Here is a 17,345-nt window from a genome sequence, read left to right as displayed (position 1 = left end):
CCCCATCTTCCGTATGTCGCACGCCCCATGGCGCGGGCTCCCTCGCGTATCCCGAAACCCACTGCCCTCACGCGTGGCCGAAACATGCACGCTGAATCGCATCCGACCATGACAGATCGCGGGATGTAAATCACGTAAGACGCGCGGCGATAGGCCGTCGGAGTGGCGGCCCGCTCGGCACATCGGCAGAGCGCGGCAGGGCGCGCCGAAAATCCGATTTGCACAGCCATTCCCCAGGGGATTGTTACCTTCTCATCTCGCGCGATGACATGACGAATGTAGGCCGTCCGGGTCATCGCCGCGCGATATTGCGTCCCGACGACCCGCGGGAGTGCCCAGATGTCCGCACCTACCCCCGTCAGAGACACGGCCGAGAAGGGTGCCGCGCCCTGCGCCGCTCCCCCTCCCGCGCGGCCCGCGCACCATGAGATGGCCTCTTGCCGCCGGGGCTCGACCGGGAGTTACGAGTACAAGCGGTACAGCCAGCTCGCAGGCCCGCTGACCCAGCCCCCGTCCGGCCGCCCGTACCGGGTGCGCTGCCGGAGCCTGCTGGCGCAGGAGCCGCACCGCGTCCGCGCGGCGCTGCTGCTGTGCGCGGCGCCGGTGTGCTCGGCGCTGCTGCTGCTGTGGCTGCTACAGCCCCAGCACTGGGTGCACCGCGACAATGTGACGTCCTGGGAGACGGCCGCGGACCGGACGATGCTGTTCTCGATCGCGCTGATCGAGGCGTTCCGCCTGTTCACCGTGGTCTCCAACGCACACGCCACGCTGGTGGCCCGCGACCCGGTGCCGGTGACCGCCGAGCCCGGGACCCGGGTGGCGTTTCTGACCAGCTTCGTCCCCGGCAAGGAGCCGATCGAGATGGTCCGGGCGACGCTGGAGGGGGCGAAGCGGGTCAGGCACGTCGGCGGGCTCGACGTATGGCTGCTCGACGAGGGAAACGACGAGGAGGCCAAGGAGCTGTGCGCCCGGCTGGGCGTACGGCATTTCTCCCGCAAGGGCGTCGAGAAGTGGAATCAGCCCAAAGGCTCCTTCCGCGCCAGGACCAAGCACGGGAATTACAATGCCTGGCTGGACGCCCATGGCGACGACTACGAATTCATGGCGTGTGTGGACACCGATCATGTTCCGCTGCCCAACTTCCTCGAGCGCATGATGGGTTACTTCCGCGATCCCGATGTCGCCTTTGTGGTCGGTCCGCAGGTGTACGGGAATTACGACACGGCGGTCACCAAGGCGGCCGAGAGCCAGCAGTTCCTCTTCCACGCGCTGATCCAGCGGGCGGGAAACGCCTATGGCGGCCCGATGTTCGTCGGGACCAACAACGCGGTGCGCATCGCCGCGCTGCGGAGCATCGGCGGGCTGTACGACTCGATCACCGAGGACATGGCCACCGGCTTCGAGCTGCACCGCCGCCGCAACCCCGTCACCAGGAAGAAGTGGCGCTCGGTCTACACGCCGGACGTGCTGGCCGTCGGGGAGGGCCCGAGCACCTGGACGGACTTCTTCACCCAGCAGCTGCGCTGGAGCCGCGGCACCTACGAGACGGTGCTCAAGCAGTTCTGGAAGGGGCCGTTCACGCTCTCGCCGGGGAAGCTGCTCAACTACTCGCTGATGATCGCGTACTACCCGATGACCGCGCTCAACTGGATGCTGTCGGCGCTGTCCTGCGCGCTGTTCCTGGTGCTGGGCGCCTCCGGGATCCAGATCCCCGCCGAGATGTGGATGATGCTCTACAGCGACGCCGCGGCGCTCCAGATCGGCCTGTACATCTGGAACCGGCGGCACAACGTCTCCCCGCACGAGCCGGAGGGCTCCGGCGGGGTGGCGGGGATGCTGCTCTCCGCGCTGTCCGCCCCGATCTACGCCAAGTCGCTGTGCGACGCGCTGCTGCGGCGCAGAAGCCGGTTCGTGGTCACGCCCAAAGGCGACTCCTCCAGCGCCGACCAGCTGTCCACCTTCCGTATCCATCTGGTGTGGGCCGCGGTCTTCGGCGGCTCGCTGGTCGCCTCGCTGTTCCTGGGGCACACCCACGCGGCGATGCGTACCTGGGCGCTGCTGGCGCTGGCGCTGTGCCTGGCGCCGATGGCCATCTGGTCGGGCGGGCTGCTGCTCGCGCGGCGCGGGCGGCGCACCGCCCCGGCGGTGCCGACGGCCCGCGCCGGGGCCCGCGCCGGGGCCCGCTGACGGCCCGCGCCCGCGCCTGCCCTCACTCGCCGCGCACCCTGGCGTTGCGGGCCAGGCCGAGCGCGTACTCGGTCCACCAACGGCCGGCAGGGGGGCCGCCGTTGCAGGTCCCGTCGGACTCACCCGGGCGCTTGATCCACAGATACGCGTCGATGGAACGGTCGCCGGTACGGGTGCTCGGTGGCTCCCCCAGCGCCCGTCCCGGGGGGTTGCACCAGTTCTCCGGGTCGCCGCTGCCGGAGCGCGCGGCGCCCGTGCCACCGCCCTTGCCGTCGTCGCCCTCGCCCCTGCCGGAGCCGAGCGGGCCGTTGCCGTTACGGCTGGTGTCGATGATGAAGTGGACCCCGCCGAGCTGGGTGGACAGGCGTCGGCCGTAGGCGCGGGTCACCCGCGTCGGCTGGAAGTTCGAGACGTTCAGGGCGAAGCCGTCCGCCTGGTCGATGCCGCTCTTCATGAGCGGCTCCACCAGCCGCTCGGAGTTCTTGATCCACCCCGGGTTCCCGGCGTCCAGGTAGATCCGGGTGGCGGGCATCGCGGAGAGCATGGCGACCGCGTCGCGCAGCAGGGCCAGCCGCGGCGCCCGAAGCCGCTTCGGAACGCAGCCGTCGACCACCTGAGCCACCGCGTCGGGTTCCAATACGACAATCGCTTTTCTCTCGCCGATTCCGGAGACAATCTCACGGATCCAGTCCAGGTATTCGGTGTCGTTCTTCGCTCCGCCCCGGGAGTATCTTCCGCAATCCCGGTACGGAATGTGATAAGCGACCAGCACCGGCGTACGGTTCTGCCGCGCCGCGGATTCGGCGAGGAACCGGACCCGCTCACGCGGATGGGGGCCGAGCCATTCGGCGATCGGCTCGTCGGCGATCCGCCGCATGAGCTCCGCCTCCGCGTACCGGCCCGCGCGCCGCTGCTCACGGGCCTGCCGGGCGGCCGGGTTGTCCGGGTTCACCCACAGCCCGCCCTGCCGGTGCGAGTCACCGGGCGTACCGAGACATCCGCTCAGCGCGAGGAGCGCGGCGGCGCATCCCGAAATCGGCGACCAGCATCGCGCGATGGCTCTCCCGAGCCCTTTCTCGGCCATTCGAGCATACCTTTCCCCCGGAGTTTTCCGGCCTCGGAATTGACGGCACGTGTCGCATCATGGCATCGGGAACGGGCGGTGGCTTTGAATTCGCGCTTGTGTTGCCCGGCCGCCATCGGGCCGATTTCGGGAAGGGGTGTGAGGCTTACTCGTCGCGGTCCTCGCCGGTGCGCCACAGCGGGTGCTCGTGGGCGGCCCACTCCGGGTCGACCGCGCCGGTGCGCATGCCGCGCCGGGCCTCCGGGTCGCCGAGCGCCATGCCGATGTGCCCGAGCAGTACGACGCCGACGGCCAGCGCCAGCCAGTCGTGGACGAAGGTGGCGCTGGTGCGCCAGACCAGCGGGGCCAAATCGGTGAACCACATCAGCAGCCCCGTGCCCGCCATCACCAGCACGGCGCCGCTGATATAGGCGGCGTACAGCTTCTGCCCGGCGTTGAACTTGCCCGCCGGGCGCGCCCCGTCGCTCCTGTCGCGCCGCAGCGCCGAGCGCAGCCAGCGGCGGTCGTGCGGGCCGAAGCGGTTGAGGCGGGAGAGGTCGGCGCGGAAGGCGCGGGAGGCGAGGCCCAGCAGCGTCGGGACCGGGGTCAGGATGCCGGTCCACTCGTGCACCGTGACCACGAGGACGCGGCGGCCGACGAGTTCGGCGAGCTGCGGCAGATACAGGCAGGCCGCGCTCGCCACACAGACGCCCAGGAGAAGGACGGTGGTGCGGTGGATCCACCGCTCGGCCGGGGTGAAGCGGGCCACGCGGTGGCGGGGCTCGGTGCGGGAGCGTGCGGCGGCGCGTACGGGGGTGGCGCCGGCGGGGCGCGCGTCAGGTTGTCGCGCGTCAGGTTGTGGGGGCATCGTCGCGTCCGTTCGACTTGCCGACCCAGGCGTCCACGTCGTAGCCGCGGTGCTCCCAGTAGCCGGGCTGTACGTCACTGGTGACGGTGATGCCGGAGAGCCATTTCGCCGACTTGTAGAAGTACATGGGGGCGACGTACAGCCGCACCGGGCCGCCGTGGGAGTGGCCCAGCGGCTCGTCCCGCATCCGCAGGGCGACCAGGACGTCGTCCCGGCGGGCCTGTTCGAGGGTGAGGCTCTCGCTGTACGCCCCGTCGAAGCAGGTGAAGCGGACGGCCCCGGCCCCCGGGCGGACCCCGGCGGCGTCGAGCAGGGTCGCCAGGCGCACGCCTTCGAAGGAGGTGTGCGGCACGCGCCAGCCGGTGACGCACTGGACGTCGTGGACGATGCGGTGCTGGGGCAGCGCGCGCAGGTCGGCGAGCCGGTAGCCGGCGGGCTTGTCGACGAGCCCGCCGACCGTCAGGCGGTAGTTCTCGGCGTTCTTGTGGGGGACGGAGGAGGTCACCGAGTAGTAGCGGAACCCGCCCCCGTTGGGGAGCAGCCCGGTCACCCCGGTGGGGTCGTTCTCCGCCGCCGCGGCCAGGAAGGTCTCCAGGCGGCGCTGTAGCCAGGGGGCGGCGGCCATGCCGCCCGCGCCCAGGGCGAGCATGCCGAGGATGACGCGGCGGCCGACGGGGGTGCCGCGGTCGGCGGTGTCCGGGTCTGCGGCGCCTGGTTCTGTGGCACCCGAGTCGGCGGTGTCCGGGTCGGCGGCCGTGTGCTCCGCGGCGCCGGGGTTGCGGTCCATGCCTTTGATGAGAGCACTCCGGGGGTGGCCGGCGCCAGGGACTTCGGCCGTTCGTCAGACTTCCGTCTAAGTCGGCGCCCCGCCGCCCTACCCCGCCGCCCTACCCCACCGCCTTCGCCGCCGCGCGGCCCGCCGTACGGCCGGAGAAGAGACAGCCGCCGAGGAAGGTGCCCTCCAGGGAGCGGTAGCCGTGGACGCCGCCGCCGCCGAACCCGGCCGCCTCGCCCGCCGCGTACACGCCGGGCAGCGGCTCCCCGCCCTCGGTCAGCACCCGCGCGGACAGGTCGGTCTCCAGGCCGCCCAGCGTCTTGCGGGTCAGGATGTTGAGGCGCACGGCGATCAGCGGGCCCGCCTTGGGGTCGAGGATGCGGTGCGGGGCGGCGGTGCGGATGAGGCGGTCGGCGAGGTATTTGCGGGTGCCGCGCAGGGCCGTGATCTGGAGATCCTTGGTGTAGGGGTTGGCGATCTCCCGGTCGCGGGCGACGATTTGGCGGCGCAGCTCGGCCTCGTCGATCAGCGGTTCCTTGGTGAGCTCGTTCATCCGCCGTACGAGGCCCGTGAGCGACCGCTCGACGATGAAGTCCGCGCCGTGGTCCATGAACGCCTGGACCGGGCCCGGAGCCCCGCCCCGCCCGCGGTTCAGCACCTCGCGGACGCTCTTGCCGGTGAGGTCCGGATTCTGCTCGGAGCCGGAGAGCGCGAACTCCTTCTCGATGATCTTCTGGGTGAGGACGAACCAGGTGTAGTCATAGCCGGTCCGCATGATGTGTTCGAGCGTGCCGAGGGTGTCGAAGCCGGGGAAGAGCGGCACGGGGAGCCGCTTGCCGCGGGCGTCGAACCACAGCGAGGAGGGGCCGGGCAGGATGCGGATGGCGTGCCGGGGCCAGATGGGGTTCCAGTTCTCGATGCCCTCGGTGTAGTGCCACATCCGGTCGCGGTTGATCAGCCGCGCGCCCGCCGCCTCCGCGACGCCCAGCATCTTGCCGTCCACATGCGCGGGGACGCCGGAGAGCATCCGCTCGGGCGGGGTGCCAAGACGCTCGGGCCAGTTCTGGCGGACGAGTTCGTGGTTGCCGCCGATCCCGCCGGAGGTGATGATCACCGCTTGGGCGCGCAGCTCGAAGGCTCCGTTGACCTCGCGGCTGCTGGGGGTGCCGCGCTCGGCGTCGCTGGGCTCCAGGATCTCGCCGGTGACGGTGTCGACGGCGCCCGCGCTGCGGGACAGTCCGGTGACCCGGTGCCGGAACCGCAGCTGGACCAGGCCGCGGGCCGCCGCGGCCCGCACCCGCCGCTCGAAGGGCGCGACGACGCCGGGGCCGGTGCCCCAGGTGACGTGGAAGCGGGGGACGGAGTTGCCGTGTCCGGTCGCGTCGTAGCCGCCGCGCTCGGCCCAGCCGACGAGCGGGAACAGCCGCAGCCCCTGGGCGTGCAGCCAGGCCCGCTTCTCTCCGGCCGCGAAGTCCACGTACGCCTCGGCCCAGCGGCGCGGCCAGTGGTCCTCCTCGCGGTCGAACCCGGCCGTGCCCAGCCAGTCCTGCCAGGCCAGTTCGCGGCTGTCGCGGATGCGCAGCCGGCGCTGCTCGGGCGAGTCGACGAGGAAGAGGCCGCCGAAGGACCAGTGGGCCTGGCCGCCGAAGGACTGTTCGGGCTCCTGGTCCAGCAGGATCACCTTGCGGCCCGCGTCGGCGAGTTCGGCGGTGGCCGCCAGCCCCGCGAGCCCCGCCCCGACCACGATCACATCCGCGTCGTACGCCATGGTTTCTGGTGTCCCGTTCTGTCAGGAGCGCGCAGGAAAGCCGGCGGCCGGGCCGTGGTGCCCGGGCACCGATGGTGTCGGTCGATCCTGCCTACCGGTCAGTATGGCGTCAACCCGCCGGGCGGGCAGCGGCCCTCCCCAGCCCCCCAGGTCCCGCGCCACATCGCCTTGTACGACATAACGGGCAGAATCGATCGCCGAGATGGACAGGGGGTTCGGCGGGCGGGCATCATCAGGCGCCATGGCTGACCACCATCTTTCTCCCTCGCGGCCGCGCAGCGCGGACAAGCGCGTGGTGAGTCCCACGCTGGTCACTCCCGGCCCGCAGCCCGTCGAGCTCGCCGGGTCCCGCGCCGAGGAGGAGCCGCAGGTGCTGCGGGGCGAGGTGGTCGGCCCCCGGCACGCCCGCCGCCGCCCGGTCAGCGACCGGCGCAAGGCCGCGGCCGGGGCGATCCTGCTCTCCGCCACCGGCGCCGCCACCGCGCTCTTCCTGATGCTGGGCAAGGACGGCCGCCAGGCCGCCGCCGCGCCCGCGCACGACGCGCCGACCTCGGCGCCCGACGCGAGCGCGGACGACACCGTCCCGGTGGCCGACGCGGCGGTCGGCGCCAAGCCGCTGCCGGGCGCGTCGCGCACCGCCGAGCCCGCGGCGGCGCCCCGCGTCCCGGCCGCACAGCCCAAAGCCCCGTCCACGGCGCCCACCCAGCCCCCGGCCCGCACCAAGCAGCCGTCGCGCCCCACCTGGCCGTCGGACTGGGAGCGGCCCTCCGGCGACTGGCAGTGGGACTCGGAGGACGCGGCCCGCTGGGCCGAGGAGTGGTCGGACCGGTACGGCTCCGGCGGGTACGGCTCCGGCTACGACGGGTCGGGCCCCGGGCACGGGGGGCGCCACCACGGCGGGTCGGGCTACCCGGGCGGGGGGCACCGGCGCTGACCGCGCCCCCGTTCTGCGTGAGCTGCCGTTCTGTGTGAGCTGCCCTTCTGCTTGGATGGCGGCATGTCTGACAAGGAACCGCCGCAGGAGCCGCGTTCCGCCGATGAGCTGCTGGACATCGTGGACGAGCGGGACCGGGTACTGGGGCAGGCCCGGCGCGCCGACGCCATGGCCCACCGGCTGCGCCACCGGGCCGTCTTCGTGCTGACCCGGGACGGCGCGGACCGGATCTTCGTACACCGCCGCACCGCGGACAAACTCGTCTTCCCTTCCCTGTACGACATGTTCGTCGGCGGTGTCGTCGGCGCCGGCGAGTCGTACGACACGGCGGCGCTGCGCGAGGCCGAGGAGGAGTTGGGGGTGTCCGGGCTGCCCGCGCCGACGCCGCTGTTCTCCTTCCTCTACGACACGCCCGAACACAGCTGGTGGGCGCGGATCTACGAGGTCCGCTGCGAGCTGCCGGTCGCCCCGCAGGTCGAGGAGATCGCCTGGCACGCCTTCCTGAGCGAGGAGGAGCTGGGGCGGCGGCTGGCGGAGTGGGAGTGGGTGCCGGACGGCGCGGAGGCCTACCGGCGGCTGCTGGAGTGGCGCCGCCAGGGTCAGTCTCCGGAGGGTCCGGACGAGCCCTGAAGACTTATCCCGTAAGTGATTTCCGGACAGCCTGAAGAAGGCCGTGACTTCATCGGATTGTCGTCGTTCTCATGGTGGGCTGCAAGAAGCCCCGTCGAGTCAACCACGGCGAGACTCCGCACCTTCGGGCCGCGAGTCACGTGGCAGCTCGCCGACCACGCATCCAGCCTGGTGGCGCGCCTCTGCTCGACAGATTCCGGACATGCACCGCGACAACCCCGGATGAGACCCGACCCGCGAACGAGCGGCCCAAGGACCACGCCGGAGCGCTGCGACCACATACCGGACCATCCCCCCCAAGACCTACGGGATGGCTCTTAGTAGGCTTGTCCCATGATCGACGACGCCACCCGCACGCCGCCCCGCGGCAGGCTCGCCTCCGCCGTCGCGGACGTGCGGCTGTGGTTCGCGCCCGAGCGGTTGCGCGCCGAGGGGCAGACCCCCGACTACCGCTTTTCCCTCGCCAACGAACGCACCTTCCTGGCCTGGCTGCGCACGGCGATGGCGCTGGTGGGCGGGGGCTTCGCGGTCGATCAGTTCCTGCCGGACACGGACCGGACGCTACGGCTGGCGGCGGCGCTCACGCTGCTGGCGGGGGGCGCGGTGTGCGCGGTGCGGGCGCTCAACCACTGGATCCGCTGTGAGCGGGCGATGCGGCGCGGCGAGGACCTGCCGGTCTCCCGCTTCCCGGTCGTGCTGGGGCTGGCCGTCGGGGTGATCGGCCTGCTGATGGTGGCCCTCGTCGCGATCCGCTGGGGCGGCTGAGCCTGATGGCCGGGCCTGACTCACCCACAGGGCCGCAGGGGCCTGAGCGACGCGATCCCGGGTCACCCGACTCCCGGTCACCCGACTCCGGGCCATCAGGCTCCGGGCCACCCGATCCGGGGGCACCCGATCCCGGTCCCGGGGGGCCCTGGCCGCGGGATCCGGGGCTACAGCCGGAGCGGACCCGGCTGGCCTGGCGGCGTACGACGCTGGCCTGCGCCGTCGCCGCGTCGCTGGCCGCCCGGCAGGCCCTGCACAACGGGACCGGACCGATCTCCCTGCTCTGCGCGGCGCTGGCCGCGCTGGCCTGGCTGGGTTTCCTGGGTGTGGCGGGGCGCCGCATCCGGGCGGTGTCCGCGCCGCGTCCGCCCGCACTGTCCCCGCGGGCGGCCGCGGCGGCGGCAGGGTGCACCCTGGCGCTCGCGGCCTTCGGCGCCGCGCTGACCCGGTGATGCGCTGAGGCACTGACGCGCGCCTCTAGCCGACCGTGACGACGATCTTGCCGCGGGTGTGGCCCTCCTCGTTGAGCCGCTGGGCGTCGGCGGTCTTCTCCAGGGGGAAGACGGACGAGACCTCGACGCCGAGGGCGCCGCGCTCGGCGATGTCGGTGAGGTCCTGTAGATCGTTCGGGTCGGGCCGGACGAAGACATAGCTGCCGTTGAGGGCGAGGACCGCCTGGTCGGTGATGGAGGCCAGCCGCCCGCCCGGGGCCAGCAGCGGGACGGATTCGGTGAGCGCGTCGCCGCCGACCGTGTCGAAGACGGCGTGCACCCCGCCCGGGGCCACCACCCGCACCCGATCGCGGAGCCCGTCCCCGTAGATGACCGGCTCGGCGCCCAGGGAGCGCAGGTATTCGTGGTTGCGCTCGCTGGCGGTGCCGATGACCCGGGCGCCGAGGTGCCGGGCCAGCTGGACGGCCATGGAACCGACGCCGCCCGCGGCGGCGTGCACCAAAACGGTCTCGCCCTCGGCCACCTTCAGCGCCTTGACCAGCGTCTGGTACGCCGTGAGGCCCGCCAGCGGAATGCCCGCGGCCTGCGTGAACGTGAGGTTCCGCGGCTTGCGGGCGAGCGTGCGTACGGGCGCGGCGACGTACTCGGCGAAGGTGCCCCGGGACAGGAAGTCCTCGCGGACGTAGCCGATCACCTCGTCGCCCGCCGCGAACTCGGTCACCGCCGGCCCCGGCCGCTCGACGACGCCCGCGACGTCCCAGCCCGGGATGACCGGGAAGACGGCGTCCAGGACGGGGTCCAGATAGCCCGCCCGCGCCTTCCAGTCGACCGGGTTGACGGCCGCGGCCCTGACCTTGACCAGGACGGAGTCGGGGCCGACCTTGGGCTCGCGGGCCTCCCCGTACTCCAGGACCTCGGGGCCGCCGTAGCGGCTGTAGGTGATGGCCTTCATGGGGCGCTCCTTGCGTTCCTGCGCGGTGTGCGGGCCGGGCGGCGAGCGCGGCCGGGGGCCGCGCTCCCGCCTTCGACGCTCCCGCGCCCGCCGATCCGGCGCAAACCGGACGGGCCGGCGAATGACGGAACGGAACGGTGGACAGCGACACGGCCGCGTACCGCGACCGGCCCAGCACTGGACTCCATACCGACTGGTCGGCATCATGATGCGGGACCGTCCGTTCGCGCGCCCCGCGCCCGCCCGCTGCACCCCTCAACGGAGGCAGAGACCCGATGAACTCAGGCAATCCGCCAGGACTCGACCTCGAACGGCTCCGCGCCCACCTGGACCGTGAGCGGCCGGGGCTGGTGCGCGGGCCGCTGCGCGCCGAGCTGATCGAGGGCGGGCGGTCGAACCTCACCTATACCGTTGACGACGGCGCCGCCCGCTGGGTCGTGCGCCGCCCGCCGCTGGGCCATGTGCTCGCCACCGCCCACGACATGCGGCGCGAGCACCGGGTGATCGGCGCGCTGCACCCGACCAGCGTGCCCGTGCCGGAGCCGGTGCTGCTGTGCGAGGACGAGTCGGTCCTCGGATCGCCTTTCTACGTCATGGAGTTCGTCGAGGGCACGCCGTACCGCACGGCCGAGCAGCTCACCGCCCTCGGCCCGGAGCGCACCCGCCGTGTCGTCCTCGGTCTGGTGGACACCCTGGTCGAGCTGCACGCCGTCGACCCGGCCGCCGTCGGTCTCGCCGACTTCGGGCGCCCTGACGGGTTCCTGGAGCGGCAGCTGCGCCGCTGGGGCAAACAGCTGGCCGCGTCGCGCAACCGTGAACTGCCCGGGATCGACGAGCTGCGCGAGGCGCTCGGCAAGGCCCTGCCCGCCTCCACCTCTTCCCCCGCCGTCGTGCATGGCGACTACCGGCTGGACAACGTGCTCGTGGGCGCCGATGACCGGATCAAGGCGATTCTCGACTGGGAGATGTCCACCCTCGGCGATCCGCTGACCGACCTGGGCCTGCTGGTGATGTACAGCGAGCAGGAGGAGACGGCGGACTCGCCGATCACCACGACGGGCGGCGCGCCCGGCCACCCCGCGCCGCGCGAGCTGATCGAGCGGTACGCGGCCGGCTCGGGCCGCGATGTCGGCGGCGTCGCCTGGTACACGGCGTTCGCCTACTTCAAGCTCGCCGTGATTCTCGAAGGCATCCACTACCGGTACACCCTCGGCCAGACCGTCGGCGCCGGCTTCGACCGCATCGGCGAAGTCGTCCCGGTGTTCGTCGAGAGCGGCCTCACCACGCTACGGAAGGGCTGAGACAGCCATGGACTTCGCATTCGACGCCCGCACCGAGGAGCTGCGGGCCAAGCTGCTCGCCTTCATGGCGGAGCATGTCCACCCGGCCGAGGCGGTGGCCGAGGAGCAGCGCGCCCGGCTGGACTCCCCCTGGCTGACCCCGCCCGTCGTCGAGGAGCTCAAGGCGGAGGCTCGCGAGCAGGGCCTGTGGAACCTCTTTCTGCCCGACGCCGAGCTGGGCGCGGGGCTGACCAATCTCCAGTACGCCCCGCTGGCCGAGATCACCGGCCACAGCCCCCAGCTGGCCCCCACGGCCCTGAACTGCGCCGCCCCCGACACCGGGAACATGGAGGTGCTCGCCCAGTTCGGCACCGAGCGACAGCGCAAGCAGTGGCTGGAGCCGCTGCTCGCGGGCGAGATCCGGTCGGCGTTCGCGATGACCGAGCCCGAGGTCGCCTCGTCCGACGCGACCAACATCGAGACCCGGATCGAGCGGGACGGCGACGACTACGTCATCACCGGCCGCAAGTGGTACATCTCCGGGGCGATGAACCCGGACTGCAAGATCTTCATCGTCATGGGCAAGACCGACCCCGAGGGCACCGACCTCCGCCGTCAGCAGTCCATGGTGCTGGTGGAGCGGGAGACCGAGGGCGTCGAGGTGCGCCGGGCCATGCGGGTCTACGGCTATGAGGACCACTACCACGGCGGCCACGCCGAGGTGGTCTTCCACGGCGTGCGCGTCCCGGCCGCCAACCTGATCGGGGAGGAGGGCGGCGGCTTCGCCATCGCCCAGGCCCGCCTGGGCCCCGGCCGTATCCACCACTGCATGCGGCTGATCGGCATGGCCGAGCGCGCGATCGAGCTGATGTGCCGCCGGGCGGTGTCCCGTACGGCCTTCGGCAAGCCGCTCGCCCGGCAGGGCCAGGTCCACGCCTGGATCGCGGACGCGCGGGTGGCCGTCGAGCAGCTGCGGCTGCTGGTCCTCAAGACGGCCTGGCTGATGGACACCGTCGGCAACCGGGCGGCGCACACCGAGATCCAGGCCATCAAGATCGCCACCCCGCGCACGGTCGTCGACATCCTGGACCGCGCGGTGCAGCTGCACGGCGCGGGCGGGGTCAGCCAGGACTTCCCGCTGGCCGAGCTGTGGGCCGCGGCGCGGACGCTGCGGCTCGCGGACGGGCCGGACGAGGTGCACCAGCGGTCACTGGCGCGGCGGGAGCTGAAGAAGTACCTCTGAAATCCCTGTGTCAGGGCCGCAGGGCGCGCAGCAGCAGGTCGGCGAGGTGGTCGGCGACCTGCTGGGGGTTAAGCGGTCCGTCGGGGCGGTACCAGGTGCCCAGGTGGTGGACCGATCCGAAGTGGTAGTCCACCACCAGGTCGGCCGGGGTGTCCGAGCTGAACACCCCCGCCCGCTGGCCCTCCTCCACCAGGGCGCGGAACCGCTCGTGGTAGCGCCGCCGCTCCGCCCGTACCTGCTTGTGCTTCTCCGGGCTCAGATGGTGCATGGACCGGAAGAAGATCGTCGCGTCGTCGAGGTTCTCGATGGTGGTGACGACGACGTCGGCCGCCGCGTCGCGCAGCCGCTGCTCGACGGGCGCGTCCGCGTCCGCGAAGGCGTCCAGGCGCTCCTGCTGCAGCCGCAGCACCCGCCCGTAGATCTCGTGCAGCAGATCGTCCTTGGAGCCGAAGTAGTGGTAGAGGGCGCCCTTGGTGACGCCCGCCGCCTCGACGATCTCCTGGACGGAGGTCCGGTCGTAGCCGCGCTCGGCGAAGAGGCGGGTGGCCGCGGCCAGCAAGCGCTGCGGCACCGGTTTACCGTCGCCGTCCTTCGTCCTGGCCATCTGGTCGCCACCTACCTCTCGTTCGTGCCGGGTTCGCTACTCCCGGGGACTCCGCGCCTCCCGCAGCTCCCGTCGGAGGATCTTGCCACTGGCCGTCTTCGGCAGCTCGGGCAGGATCTCTATCCGGCGCGGATACTTGTACGCCGCGAGCCGCTCCGCGCAGTACGAGGTCAGCTCCTCCGGCGCCGCCTCGGCGCCCGGCCGCAGGCTGACGTACGCCATGACCGTCTCGCCGCGGTACGGATCGGGCACGCCGACGACGGCCGCCTCGCGCACGGCGGGGTGGGTGTACAGGACGTCCTCGACCTCGCGCGGCCACACCTTGAAGCCCGAGGCGTTGATCATGTCCTTCTTGCGGTCGACGACATACAGCCAGCCGTCCGGGTCCATGAAACCGATGTCCCCGGTGCGCAGCTCCCCGTCGGGCAGGGCGGCCGCGCCCGCCTCCGGTGCCCGCCAGTAGCCGGGCACCACCATGGGGCCGCGCACCGCTATCTCGCCCTGCTCGCCGAACGGCACGTCCCGGCCCTCGTCGTCGACGATCCGCACCATGGCGTCCGGGCTGGGCAGGCCGACCGCCAGGGTGCCCGAGACGGGGTCCACGGGGGCCCGCGTGCCGGGCGGGACGCTGGCGCAGGGGGCGGTGCACTCGGTCAGGCCGTAGCCGTTCTTGAGGTAGACGCCGAAGCCCGCCTCGAACCGCTCGACCAGCACGGGCGGCAGCGGGGCCCCGCCCGAGGAGATGATCCGGAAGGACGCGAAGTGGTCGCGGGTCACCCGCGGGTGGGCCATCAGCGCCATGAAGGCGGTGGAGGGGCCGACGGTGTAGGCGGGGCGGTGCTCCGCGAAGGCGTCGAGAACGACGCCCGGCTCGAAGCGGTAGGCCATGGCCAGGGTCCCGGCGTCCGCGATGGAGGCGGACAGCTCGCATACCATGCCGGTGATGTGGAACAGGGGCGCGAGCACGAAGATGGTGGAGCCGTCGGGCATCTCGTGGACGACATGCTGCCGCTCGGCGTTGTGGGAGAGGTTGCCGTGGGTGTTCATGGCGCCCTTGGGGGTGCCGCTGGTCCCCGAGGTGTAGCTGATCAGCGCGATGTCGTCGAGGCCGGGCTCCGGCACGTCCGGCGGCGCGGCGCCGCCGCGGGCCGCCGCGAGCAGGTCGTCGGTGTCCTCGGGGGCGGGGGCGCGCCCCGGGGGGAGCACGCGGGCGTCGTCGCGGGTCTGGAAGTCGTACGCGTCGGCGGTGAGCGCGATGCGTAGCGGGGAGGCGGCGGTGGTGGCGCGCACGTACTCCTCCCAGGCCTGGCCCGAGCACACCAGGGCGCTCACCTCGGCGTCGGCCAGGATGTGCCCGAGCTCGCCCGCCTTGTACATGGGGTTGACCGGCACCACCGTGCCGCCCGCCTTCCACGCGCCGAGCAGGGCGAGCACGAAGTGCGGGGTGTTCTGCAGCATGATCGCGAGCCGGTCGCCGGGCCGGAAGCCCCGCGCGGCGAGATGGCCCGCGACGCCGTCGGAGAGCTGGTCCACCTCCCGGTAGGTCAGCCGCCCGTCGAAGTAGGCGAGCGCGGGCCGGTCGGGCCTGGCCCGCACGGCGTCCCGGAAGGCGTGCAGCACGCTCGGCCGCGGCTGGATCGAGGCACGCTGCACCTCGGTGAGGTGAGCGAGCCATGGCTGGTCCTGATACGAGGTCATGGGGGCGCCCCTGTCTGCTCGGGTGATGGGGGGTGCGGGGGCACGGATCAGCCCGTGGCCTCTTCGGTCTTGCGCTGGATGTGGTTCATGCTCGTCAGCCAGCGGTCGGTGTCGGTGGCGCGGGCCGCGTAGTACTCGGCGACCTCGGGGTGCGGGAGGATCAGGAAGCGCTCCCGCGCGATCCCGTCGAAGAGCGCGTCGGCGACCTGCTCCGGCTCGATCGCGGTGGGCGCGAGGACGAGGTCGCCGGTGGCTCCGGCGGCGCGCAGCATGTCGGTGCGGACCCCCTGCGGGCAGATCGCGTGGACGCTGACGCCGCGGTGGCGGTAGGTCGCGGACAGCCATTCGGCGAAGGCGAACGCGGCGTGCTTGGACACGCTGTACGGGGCCGAGCCGACCATGGTCAGCAGGCCGGCCGCGGAGACGGTGGCGACGAAGCGGCCACTGCCGCGCTCCAGCCAGTCGGGCAGCAGCTCGCGGGCCGCCCGGACGTGCGCCATGACGTTGACGTCCCAGGCGTCCGCCCACAGTCGCTCGTCGGCCTCGGGGCCGCCGACGGGGGCGATGCCGGCGTTGGCGCAGTAGATGTCGATGCCCCCGCCGAGCGCCGCCCGCGCCTCGGGGACCACGCGGGAGGCGTCGCCCGGCACGGCCACCGCGCCGATCTCGTCGGCGACGGCCTTCGCCTTGTCGGCGTCGAGGTCGTTGACCACGACACGGGCGCCCTCGGCCGCGAAGCGGCGGGCCAGCGCGGCGCCGATGCCGCCTCCCGCCCCGGTGACCACGGTTCGCGCTCCACGCACGGCGTCTCCACGCACGGCATTTCCACGCACGGTATCCACGCATGCTCCTTCGGCCGGGGGTCGACTGCATCGCTCAGCCGCGTCGCTCAGCTGCCTGGCAGACTAACCAGTCGGTATGTGTCAACGGAAGGGGCGCGACGGGGTACGGGAGGGAGGTGCTACCGGCCCTCGCCGGGGTCGCCCGGCTTCCTCATGACGCTCCGCCAGCGGGCGTTCTCGCCCGCCAGGGCGTCCCACAGGACGTTGAGCGGGTGGGCGGCGTCCCACGCGGCGCGCTCCCCGCCGCGTACGAACACTCCGACCAGCACCGCCAGGTCCGGCCCCAGGTCATCGGCCAGCTGGAGGGTCCGCAGCCCCGCGCCGCTCTGCAGCCGCCCGTCGGCGACCGCCTCGCCGATCCCCTGGGTCACCAGCACACAGCCGCGCAGCACGCCCGAGGAGAGCAGTTCCAGGCCGTACTGCACGGTGTCGATCTCGGCCGCGATGTGCAGCTCCTGGCGGTAGCGGGCGCCGAACCAGTTGCGCAGAAAGCCGGGTATCAGGCCGTCGCCGGAGACCGCGAGCGGCAGCCCGGGGAGGTCGCGGACCGAGAGCCCGGGGTCCGGCAGCTCGTCCTCGGAGAGGTTGGTCACCAGGGAGAGACCGCTGCGCCGCCACTCCATCACCTCGAAGCCGTCCAGCCGGCTGTCCCCGTCCCCGGTGGTCAGCACGGAGCCGCAGACCAGGTCGAGCTCCTTGGAGCCGAGCCGGTCCAGCAGATCGCGGGTGCGCACATGCTCGACCTTGAGCTCCACGCCACGGCGCTCGAAGTCCTCGGTGACCAGTTCCACGGCGCCCAGCAGAAAGCCGAGGGTGTAGCGGGTGGAGCCCACGTTCAGCCGGCTGCCGAGCCGGCGGCGGCAGCCGTGCACCGACTCCAGCCAGTCCTTCAGCGTGCCGCCCGCGAGTTCGGCCAAGGCCTCCCCGGTGGGGGTGAAGAGCACGTTCTGGCTCCGGCCCTGTTTGAGTACGAGCGGCTCACCGCACAGCGCGCCGAAGTTCCGGTTCATCGTGTCGAGTTGTTTCTGGACGCTGGACTGCTCCCGCCCCAGCAGCCGGGCCGCGCCCAGTGCGGTACCCGCCTCGTGGACCGCGAGCAGCGTGCGGAGCTGGTCCATCGTGGTGTCCAGCAGCGCCGTGGGGTACTGCCAGCGGGGGTTTAAGGGCATGCCGGCCTTCCGCGTGGAGCTTACGAATTCCGGCTTCGCAGCATAGTCCAATGGGCTCCGGCAAACTGATCCGGAGAACAGCGGCGATTGTCTTGAGATTTGTATTCGGGAATTC

Annotated in this window: 16 protein-coding genes; 7 read left to right on the top strand and 9 right to left on the bottom strand. The window is 72.3% G+C overall.

What is annotated here, in order from left to right; all coding sequences use genetic code 11:
- Window positions 1-339 precede the first annotated feature (339 nt).
- Entirely contained in the window at window positions 340-2,187 is a 1,848-nt protein-coding gene (locus ACWY4P_RS42795) for a glycosyltransferase family 2 protein (protein ID WP_456206224.1), read from the top strand.
- Between the two features lie 22 nt (window positions 2,188-2,209).
- On the opposite strand, the gene ACWY4P_RS42790 is transcribed toward ACWY4P_RS42795, so the two are convergent.
- From ACWY4P_RS42790 to ACWY4P_RS42775, 4 genes are all read right to left on the bottom strand, one after another.
- The gene (locus tag ACWY4P_RS42790; protein WP_456206223.1) at window positions 2,210-3,271 is read right to left on the bottom strand and encodes a glycoside hydrolase family 6 protein; all 1,062 of its coding nucleotides are present in this window, start codon (window positions 3,269-3,271) and stop codon (window positions 2,210-2,212) included.
- Window positions 3,272-3,416: 145 nt separating this feature from the next.
- Entirely contained in the window at window positions 3,417-4,118 is a 702-nt protein-coding gene (locus ACWY4P_RS42785) for a cytochrome b/b6 domain-containing protein (RefSeq protein ID WP_456206222.1), read from the bottom strand.
- A complete protein-coding gene (locus tag ACWY4P_RS42780) occupies window positions 4,102-4,905 on the bottom strand; it encodes a molybdopterin-dependent oxidoreductase (RefSeq protein WP_456206221.1) in 804 nt (267 codons plus the stop codon). The genes ACWY4P_RS42785 and ACWY4P_RS42780 overlap by 17 nt, the downstream gene beginning before the upstream one ends.
- A 100-nt stretch (window positions 4,906-5,005) precedes the next feature.
- Window positions 5,006-6,661 carry an FAD-binding dehydrogenase gene (locus ACWY4P_RS42775; RefSeq protein ID WP_456206220.1) on the bottom strand — a complete coding sequence of 552 codons (1,656 nt, stop codon included), beginning with the start codon at window positions 6,659-6,661 and terminating at the stop codon, window positions 5,006-5,008.
- A 241-nt stretch (window positions 6,662-6,902) separates the two neighbouring features.
- Between ACWY4P_RS42775 and ACWY4P_RS42770 the strand changes: the two genes are divergently transcribed.
- The 4 genes from ACWY4P_RS42770 (at window position 6,903) to ACWY4P_RS42755 (ending at window position 9,442) form a co-directional block, all read left to right on the top strand.
- Window positions 6,903-7,595 (top strand): hypothetical protein, encoded by a 693-nt coding sequence (locus ACWY4P_RS42770; RefSeq protein ID WP_456206219.1) that lies wholly within the window; start codon window positions 6,903-6,905, stop codon window positions 7,593-7,595.
- 63 nt (window positions 7,596-7,658) lie between these two features.
- Window positions 7,659-8,225: an NUDIX hydrolase gene (locus tag ACWY4P_RS42765; RefSeq protein ID WP_456206218.1), complete on the top strand. Its 567-nt coding sequence runs from the start codon at window positions 7,659-7,661 to the stop codon at window positions 8,223-8,225.
- Window positions 8,226-8,558: 333 nt separating this feature from the next.
- Window positions 8,559-8,990 (top strand): YidH family protein, encoded by a 432-nt coding sequence (locus ACWY4P_RS42760; protein ID WP_456206217.1) that lies wholly within the window; start codon window positions 8,559-8,561, stop codon window positions 8,988-8,990.
- 188 nt (window positions 8,991-9,178) lie between these two features.
- Window positions 9,179-9,442 carry a DUF202 domain-containing protein gene (locus ACWY4P_RS42755; protein ID WP_456213248.1) on the top strand — a complete coding sequence of 88 codons (264 nt, stop codon included), beginning with the start codon at window positions 9,179-9,181 and terminating at the stop codon, window positions 9,440-9,442.
- Window positions 9,443-9,467: 25 nt separating this feature from the next.
- On the opposite strand, the gene ACWY4P_RS42750 is transcribed toward ACWY4P_RS42755, so the two are convergent.
- Window positions 9,468-10,394 carry an NADP-dependent oxidoreductase gene (locus tag ACWY4P_RS42750; RefSeq protein ID WP_456206216.1) on the bottom strand — a complete coding sequence of 309 codons (927 nt, stop codon included), beginning with the start codon at window positions 10,392-10,394 and terminating at the stop codon, window positions 9,468-9,470.
- Window positions 10,395-10,669: 275 nt separating this feature from the next.
- Here ACWY4P_RS42750 and ACWY4P_RS42745 point away from each other — a divergent pair, with 275 nt between their 5' ends.
- Entirely contained in the window at window positions 10,670-11,695 is a 1,026-nt protein-coding gene (locus ACWY4P_RS42745; protein ID WP_456206215.1) for a phosphotransferase family protein, read from the top strand.
- Window positions 11,696-11,702: 7 nt separating this feature from the next.
- Window positions 11,703-12,917 (top strand): acyl-CoA dehydrogenase family protein, encoded by a 1,215-nt coding sequence (locus ACWY4P_RS42740; protein ID WP_456206214.1) that lies wholly within the window; start codon window positions 11,703-11,705, stop codon window positions 12,915-12,917.
- A 10-nt stretch (window positions 12,918-12,927) separates the two neighbouring features.
- On the opposite strand, the gene ACWY4P_RS42735 is transcribed toward ACWY4P_RS42740, so the two are convergent.
- From ACWY4P_RS42735 to ACWY4P_RS42720, 4 genes are all read right to left on the bottom strand, one after another.
- A complete protein-coding gene (locus tag ACWY4P_RS42735; RefSeq protein WP_456206213.1) occupies window positions 12,928-13,521 on the bottom strand; it encodes a TetR/AcrR family transcriptional regulator in 594 nt (197 codons plus the stop codon).
- A gap of 36 nt (window positions 13,522-13,557) precedes the next feature.
- A complete protein-coding gene (locus tag ACWY4P_RS42730) occupies window positions 13,558-15,219 on the bottom strand; it encodes a class I adenylate-forming enzyme family protein (protein ID WP_456206212.1) in 1,662 nt (553 codons plus the stop codon).
- 47 nt (window positions 15,220-15,266) lie between these two features.
- On the bottom strand, window positions 15,267-16,022 hold the full coding sequence (locus ACWY4P_RS42725) for an SDR family oxidoreductase (protein WP_456206211.1): 756 nt from the start codon (window positions 16,020-16,022) through the stop codon (window positions 15,267-15,269).
- 158 nt (window positions 16,023-16,180) lie between these two features.
- On the bottom strand, window positions 16,181-17,230 hold the full coding sequence (locus tag ACWY4P_RS42720; protein WP_456206210.1) for a LysR family transcriptional regulator: 1,050 nt from the start codon (window positions 17,228-17,230) through the stop codon (window positions 16,181-16,183).
- Window positions 17,231-17,345 lie beyond the last annotated feature (115 nt).

The sequence above is a fragment of the Streptomyces sp. LZ34 genome, assembly GCF_053890475.1.
Note: the sequence above shows the minus strand (reverse complement) of the source record. Positions and strands in the feature narration are given on the sequence as shown.

Coding starts and splice junctions, on each gene's coding strand:
- ACWY4P_RS42795 (WP_456206224.1), top strand. CDS start 340: ATGTCCGCACCTACCCCCGTCAGAGACACGGCCGAGAAGGGTGCCGCG.
- ACWY4P_RS42790 (WP_456206223.1), bottom strand. CDS start 3,271: ATGGCCGAGAAAGGGCTCGGGAGAGCCATCGCGCGATGCTGGTCGCCG.
- ACWY4P_RS42785 (WP_456206222.1), bottom strand. CDS start 4,118: ATGCCCCCACAACCTGACGCGCGACAACCTGACGCGCGCCCCGCCGGC.
- ACWY4P_RS42780 (WP_456206221.1), bottom strand. CDS start 4,905: ATGGACCGCAACCCCGGCGCCGCGGAGCACACGGCCGCCGACCCGGAC.
- ACWY4P_RS42775 (WP_456206220.1), bottom strand. CDS start 6,661: ATGGCGTACGACGCGGATGTGATCGTGGTCGGGGCGGGGCTCGCGGGG.
- ACWY4P_RS42770 (WP_456206219.1), top strand. CDS start 6,903: ATGGCTGACCACCATCTTTCTCCCTCGCGGCCGCGCAGCGCGGACAAG.
- ACWY4P_RS42765 (WP_456206218.1), top strand. CDS start 7,659: ATGTCTGACAAGGAACCGCCGCAGGAGCCGCGTTCCGCCGATGAGCTG.
- ACWY4P_RS42760 (WP_456206217.1), top strand. CDS start 8,559: ATGATCGACGACGCCACCCGCACGCCGCCCCGCGGCAGGCTCGCCTCC.
- ACWY4P_RS42750 (WP_456206216.1), bottom strand. CDS start 10,394: ATGAAGGCCATCACCTACAGCCGCTACGGCGGCCCCGAGGTCCTGGAG.
- ACWY4P_RS42745 (WP_456206215.1), top strand. CDS start 10,670: ATGAACTCAGGCAATCCGCCAGGACTCGACCTCGAACGGCTCCGCGCC.
- ACWY4P_RS42740 (WP_456206214.1), top strand. CDS start 11,703: ATGGACTTCGCATTCGACGCCCGCACCGAGGAGCTGCGGGCCAAGCTG.
- ACWY4P_RS42735 (WP_456206213.1), bottom strand. CDS start 13,521: ATGGCCAGGACGAAGGACGGCGACGGTAAACCGGTGCCGCAGCGCTTG.
- ACWY4P_RS42730 (WP_456206212.1), bottom strand. CDS start 15,219: ATGACCTCGTATCAGGACCAGCCATGGCTCGCTCACCTCACCGAGGTG.
- ACWY4P_RS42720 (WP_456206210.1), bottom strand. CDS start 17,230: ATGCCCTTAAACCCCCGCTGGCAGTACCCCACGGCGCTGCTGGACACC.